This is a genomic window from Mesorhizobium sp. M2C.T.Ca.TU.002.02.1.1 (assembly GCF_003997225.1).
In genome coordinates this window covers 1-1,208 of the sequence record NZ_RZTO01001231.1, presented here as the reverse complement: position 1 = coordinate 1,208, position 1,208 = coordinate 1, and the positions used below count along the sequence as shown (strand labels likewise).

At 65.1% G+C, this 1,208-nt stretch carries 2 protein-coding genes; both read left to right on the top strand.

Features of this window, described 5'->3' with window-relative positions; all coding sequences use genetic code 11:
- On the top strand, positions 1 to 462 hold a 462-nt coding region (locus EOD07_RS35020), incomplete at its 5' end, for a penicillin acylase family protein (protein WP_164772873.1).
- A 228-nt stretch (positions 463 to 690) separates the two neighbouring features.
- The coding region (locus tag EOD07_RS35015) for an enoyl-CoA hydratase-related protein (protein ID WP_127238404.1) at positions 691 to 1,208 on the top strand (518 nt) is incomplete at its 3' end.

Here is a 1,208-nt window from a genome sequence, read left to right as displayed (position 1 = left end):
CCCGGGGTCCGGGCCGCGATGGCGCTGGGCAGCCTGTCGAAAGCCTACGACGCATGCCGGCAGATGCTCGGCCCCGACACCGATGAATGGGCATGGGGCCGCCTGCACGAGGCGCTTTTCGAGCATCCGGCAGGAGCGGTCGCCAATGCCGGGGGCCGATGGAATGTCGGCCCCTTCCCCTTCGGCGGCAGCGGCAGCACGCCGATGAACGGCTCCTACCGCCCCACCGACTTCCGGCTCACCATCGGCGCCTCCTTCCGGATTGTCGTCGATGTCGGCGGTTGGGACAACAGTGTCTGCATCAACACGCCGGGCCAATCCGGCGATCCGCGGTCGGACCATTACGGCGACATGGCGCCGCTCTGGGCGGCGGGCGACTACGTGCCGCTGCTCTACACCGACAAGGCCGTCGACGCCGCGGCGGTGCTGACCTTGAAGCTTACGCCGAAGCGAGCCGCATAGGCTGGACCATGGCGCGCTTCGGCACGCCGGATGCCTGCAAACTCAAGCAGCGACGCCGCACCGCAGCCGCTCCCACGAACCGCCCAGACGCGCCTCGAACGCCCACGGGACATCGTTTCCGGAGCGGTGTGGAGAATAGTCGTCAGGACGTCCATGTTAGCCTTGCAGGCTTCGCTGACGCTGACTATAGTCACGGATATGAAATTAAATTCCATGTGCTAGGTACGAATGCGTCCCGCGAGCGATCAGTCTCTTGTTGTGGTGGAGAGCCGCCCGTTCGACAATGTGGGGTTGGTCGAGATCAACCGCCCCGAAGTCCGCAACGCAATCAATCTCGAAGTGCGGGAGAAGCTGGCCGCTGCGGTGGCAAGCTTCTCAGACGACGCGGAGATCCGTTCCATCGTCATTGCCGGGCGCGGCGCCAACTTTGCCGCCGGCGCCGACGTCAGAGCGTTTGAAAAGCTCGGCTCCGCCGACGTGCTTCTTCAACGCACCCATCGCTACTGGGATGTGATCGCGAAATGTCCGAAACCGGTCATTGCCGCGGTCGAGGGCTTCGCGCTGGGCGGTGGCTGCGAGCTTGCAATGCATGCCGACATCATCGTGGCGGCGCGTACAGCCACTTTCGGGCAGCCGGAGGTCAAACTCGGCCTCATGCCGGGCGCCGGCGGCACCCAGAGGCTGCTGAGAGCAATCGGCAAGTACAAGACGCTGATGCTCGTCCTGACCGGCGATATGTGCCCGGC